Source organism: Ruegeria sp. BHSB056, from assembly GCF_059613305.1.
Window position 1 is genome coordinate 1 of record NZ_JBXWSG010000151.1, and the last position, 4,349, is coordinate 4,349.

5 protein-coding genes, 1 tRNA gene and 1 pseudogene are annotated in these 4,349 nt (G+C 54.9%); 1 reads left to right on the forward strand and 6 read right to left on the reverse strand.

Annotated features, from left to right (window positions below):
• On the reverse strand, window positions 1-582 hold a 582-nt coding region (locus tag AC2FND_RS19680), incomplete at its 3' end, for a L,D-transpeptidase scaffold domain-containing protein (protein WP_496771404.1).
• Between the two features lie 353 nt (window positions 583-935).
• Here AC2FND_RS19680 and mepK point away from each other — a divergent pair.
• Window positions 936-1,505 carry a peptidoglycan L,D-endopeptidase MepK gene (gene mepK, locus AC2FND_RS19685; RefSeq protein ID WP_209503903.1) on the forward strand — a complete coding sequence of 190 codons (570 nt, stop codon included), beginning with the start codon at window positions 936-938 and terminating at the stop codon, window positions 1,503-1,505.
• 275 nt (window positions 1,506-1,780) lie between these two features.
• Here the strand turns inward: mepK and AC2FND_RS19690 are convergent.
• From AC2FND_RS19690 to AC2FND_RS19710, 5 genes and pseudogenes are all read right to left on the reverse strand, one after another.
• Window positions 1,781-1,857 (reverse strand) — tRNA-Arg (locus AC2FND_RS19690).
• 77 nt (window positions 1,858-1,934) lie between these two features.
• Window positions 1,935-3,155 carry a cysteine desulfurase gene (locus tag AC2FND_RS19695; protein WP_496771405.1) on the reverse strand — a complete coding sequence of 407 codons (1,221 nt, stop codon included), beginning with the start codon at window positions 3,153-3,155 and terminating at the stop codon, window positions 1,935-1,937.
• Between the two features lie 13 nt (window positions 3,156-3,168).
• Window positions 3,169-3,735, reverse strand: a complete 567-nt coding sequence (locus AC2FND_RS19700; protein ID WP_496771406.1) for a YIP1 family protein — start codon at window positions 3,733-3,735, stop codon at window positions 3,169-3,171.
• Window positions 3,732-4,217 (reverse strand): YIP1 family protein, encoded by a 486-nt coding sequence (locus AC2FND_RS19705; protein ID WP_496771407.1) that lies wholly within the window; start codon window positions 4,215-4,217, stop codon window positions 3,732-3,734. The genes AC2FND_RS19700 and AC2FND_RS19705 overlap by 4 nt, the downstream gene beginning before the upstream one ends.
• Window positions 4,217-4,349, reverse strand: a pseudogene (locus AC2FND_RS19710) (Fe-S cluster assembly protein SufD); the annotation flags it as partial. The gene AC2FND_RS19705 and the pseudogene AC2FND_RS19710, both read right to left, overlap by 1 nt.

The window sequence follows — 4,349 nt, forward strand, 5'->3', positions numbered from 1 at the left end:
CTGAAACACCAGCTTTTCCAAGGACAGCTTCTGCTTCATCAACGCACGGTATTGATGTGATTGCGGCGCCAAGGCTGTAAAGTAGGCCGCGCCCTGAGCGCTTATTCCTTGCAAATGCTCTACAGGGCTGCGTCGTTCTACGGACCGAACCAGCCCATCATCCACGCTGCCGGGCCGGATTACGCCCGCGTAAAGCGCGTCGGCATATTCGACAAAGATACGGCTCAGTTCGGCTTCAACTGTTCCGAGATCACGCACCGAACGGGCCTTTTCCATCTTCTCCATCACGGCGGCGATAATCGGCTCGGCCTGTGGCAGGCCGTGCAGATGCCCATCCTTAAGCGCCTTGATCAACGTCGCCCGGCGTTGAGTGTGCTCAGGCGTATCGCCGACCCAAAGCGGTGAGAACCCGTTTGCCCGGTAGAACTCAACCAGTTGCGGTGCCTGCAGAGTATGTTCAGCGATGGCCATCTGAAACGCAGTTCCTGGCGCTGCTTCGGACGTCGTATTGGCGACAGACGCGGTGGCCACGAAACACGCGGCAAACAGGATACTGGTACTGGTTCGGAGAACAGAAAACATAGGATAGCCTTGGAATTCAATAGTTTGAACTGGTGATTTATACGTCGAGTAACTATGCAGTCTTGCCAGAACGCTTGTCCACTCACGATATCCTTACCAAATCGCATCTTCGTTGGCCTGATGCGCGTTTGCATCGGCTACGCGGCCCAAAGCCCACAACTGCGAAATATTTGTAATGCTCTGTGACAAATGCGCAAAAAACTGCCGAAAATTCCCCCTTGAAAAGGTGAAAATGAAACACTTCTTGGCCCTCGATTCCGATTGTGCCATAAATTCCGCATCTGGGATGGGAATAATTAAGACAGTGCACGTAACATCGTGTGCAGGCAGGAACAGTACGGGACGAAACCAAAATGACAGAGAGCAGTTCCTCGGGCTTGACCCGACGTGCCCTATTGGGTGCGTTTGCAGCAACGGCAATCGCAGCAGCACCAACCTACTCCAACGCAGCGGGCTTTTTACGCGGTGGCGGTGACATCCGTCGCATCCGTATGTATTCCGGTCGCACAGGCGAACGGTTGGATATGATTTATTGGGTCGATGGTAAGTATATCAAGGACGCTGTCAAAGAAGTGAACAACTTCATGCGTGATTGGCGCACAGATCAGGTAAAATCAATCGATTTACGCACTATTGATATCATGGCGGCATCACACAGCCTGCTGGATGTCAACGAACCCTATATGCTGTTGTCTGGCTACCGCTCTCCTCAGACCAATGCAATGCTCCGCTCCCGGTCCCGCCGTGTGGCGCGCAATTCGCTTCACATGGAAGGGCAAGCAGCTGATTTGCGCCTTGCCTCCCGCTCGGTTTCGCAGATGGCCAAGGCGGCGATGTCGTGCCGTGCAGGTGGTGTTGGTCAATATTACGGATCGAACTTCGTACACATGGATTGCGGCGTGGTTCGCACCTGGCGCGGGTAACACCTGAACACATCGGTTCTGTTTGGAACTTTTGACTGACTGAGTTTCCCACTCGGATTTCTAACATTCGTGGCGATTGGCGGCAGAGCCGCCAAATCAGCTAAAACAATAACTCCCGATACCCGACAGCGAATCCCTCCCTCAAATACTGCAACTCAGCAGTATTTTTGCACTCATGGGCCGTTGTGATGACTGCACGATCAACGCATTAAGCAATCCAATCGACAAGTCCGCTGTTCAGGGCTTCCGATTTCAATCCGACGTTGAATGTTGGGTGGCGCACCTGAGAGGATTCGAACCTCTGGCCTCTGCCTTCGGAGGGCAGCGCTCTATCCAGCTGAGCTACAGGTGCCTTGGCCGTTTGCTAACCTTGTTCCAATCCGGGTGCAACTGCTAATCGCGATTGCCGCACCCCAATCAAGACCAAAATCAGGCAAACAGATCATGCGCCAATTCAAGCGCTTCGATCAGCGTGTCAACTTCATCGGTAGTGTTATAGAGACCAAAGCTGGCGCGGCACGTTGCCGTCACCCCCAGGTGTTCCATCAGTGGCCCGGCACAGTGGTGACCGGCACGAACCGCAACACCCTTCTTGTCGAGAATGGTTGAGACGTCGTGTGCATGGCCAGCACCGTCCAGCGTAAAGCTGAAAATCGCGGCCTTGTCCGGGCGTGTGCCCTGAACCTGCAACCAGTTCAGCCCTGTCAGACGTTGCATCGCGTAATCGCGCAAGCTGGATTCATGGGCAGCGATGTTTTCCATCCCCAGATCCATCATATACTCCAGCGCTACGCCAAGACCGATGGTCTGAACGATCCCCGGCGTGCCGGCCTCGAACTTCATTGGCGGGTCATTATAGATGACCTGATCCTTACTGACCTCTTTGATCATGTCGCCGCCACCGATAAAGGGGCGCATTTCGGCCATGCGGTCGGATTTGATAAAAATCGCACCCGACCCTGACGGACCATAAAGCTTGTGGCCAGTGATCGCGTAGAAATCGCACCCGATCTCTTCGACATTTACCGGCATGTGAACGGCACCCTGACTGCCATCAACCAGAACCGGGACGCCCTTGGCGTGGGCACCGTCAGTTATGGCTTTCACATCCACGACCGTACCCAGCACGTTCGAGCAGTGTGTCACAGCAACCAGCTTGGTTTTCGGCCCGATTGCATCGATTACCGCCTGAGGGTCAAGCCCGCCCTCTGCGTCGACATCGACCCATTTCAGCACGATGCCCTGTCGTTCGCGTAGGAAATGCCAGGGTACGATGTTTGCATGATGCTCCATCACACTCAGAACGATCTCATCCCCCGCTTTAAGTCGCGGCATAGCCCAGCCATAGGCGATCAGGTTGATCCCTTCGGTGGTACCAGAGTTCAGGACGATCTCATTCTCGTTCGATGCCCCCAGAAACCGCGCGGTCGTGCCACGAACGGCCTCGTATTTCTCTGTCGCAAGATTGGACAGAAAATGCAGGCCACGATGGACATTCGAATACTCCTCGGCATAGGCCCGCGTCACCGCGTCAATGACCACCTGAGGTTTCTGAGCCGAAGCACCATTGTCGAGATACGTCAAAGGCTTGCCATTCACCTGACGCGACAGGATCGGAAAGTCAGAGCGGATTTTATGCACATCATACATAAGAGAGGTATTCCTAGACGGGCCCGGTTGGGCTTAGAAACAGAACGACAGGGATGGCGACAAAAGCTGACAACACAATTACCGCAAAGGATTTCCAGAGAGACCCGAACTGATGCGCTTCATTCAGAAAATGAAGCGTGACGTAAAGGCTCAGGATTGCTGTCGCCAACAATGTCATCATCATCAGAAACGGTAAGGTCAGGCTCAAGATCAGCGTCACCACCAAGGCGGCAATTTGCAGGAACTGCAGCCAGATCGTCAAAACCATCAGATCATCGAACCTCGCCAGACCTCCCAGCATTCGCCCGACCAGCAGGAATGCGACGATGCTCAGCATCATGGCCCCGGCCGAGCGCACCAAAACGATGGGAAAACTCTCGAGCGCCGGAGAGGGTTGACCCGCCGCCATTGTTATCGACAAATCAATTCCCAATTGGACAGCGCAGTTCAAAACGACCGCCAGCGCAAATGCCAGCCAAAGCACTTCTCGCCCCAGCTTGAGCGCCATCAGCCGTCGCGCCGCTTCGGTCGGGTTCTTGATCGTCAAGACCGCCAGATTTCCCAGGAAACTCGAATTCATGCGACGGACCTTTGCACTTGTCTGAGACCGGATATCCAGAACCAGAAAAAAACAGCAACCCAGACAAAACCCACAAACGTCAATGTAGGCCCTGGTCCGATAAACCCGGCGACAAGGCCGTTCAGCAGAACCAGCGGTGCAGAGGACAACAGCGCCCAGAACAGTGCCAGGCGCGCACCATAAGCGCTTCCCTGCCCGCCAAACAGGCGCGCCGCCCAATGAGATACCAGCGCCAGCGTGTAAAAGACCAAGGGCAGAATGAACACTGATCCAAGCAGAGCACCACCCAAAAGCATGTTCAGTTCAACACCTTCCAGATGCGCTTTGCGCGCAAGGCCAGGCATCTGGGCGATGAATGCCACCACACAAAACGCCATGACAAAGATCAGCGCCCGGTCTTCTCGTTGGCCCATATCCAAAAGCCTGCGCACCACGCGCCCCGGCCCCCGGTATGTTGCCAGGATATCCGACGAAAGGGCCATCAGCTTCGGCGCGCCAGCCACCCTTCCAGACGGCTTACGATTTCATCTGCCAAAGCGTTGTCTTCGATCTCGTCCACTGCTTCTGCCAGGAATGCCAGCGTCAACATGTTGGTCGCGTCCTTGACCGGAACA

Excerpts from the sequence above, each read along its gene's own strand:
- mepK (WP_209503903.1), top strand. The coding sequence starts at position 936 with ATGACAGAGAGCAGTTCCTCGGGCTTGACCCGACGTGCCCTATTGGGT.
- AC2FND_RS19695 (WP_496771405.1), bottom strand. The coding sequence starts at position 3,155 with ATGTATGATGTGCATAAAATCCGCTCTGACTTTCCGATCCTGTCGCGT.
- AC2FND_RS19700 (WP_496771406.1), bottom strand. The coding sequence starts at position 3,735 with ATGAATTCGAGTTTCCTGGGAAATCTGGCGGTCTTGACGATCAAGAAC.
- AC2FND_RS19705 (WP_496771407.1), bottom strand. The coding sequence starts at position 4,217 with ATGGCCCTTTCGTCGGATATCCTGGCAACATACCGGGGGCCGGGGCGC.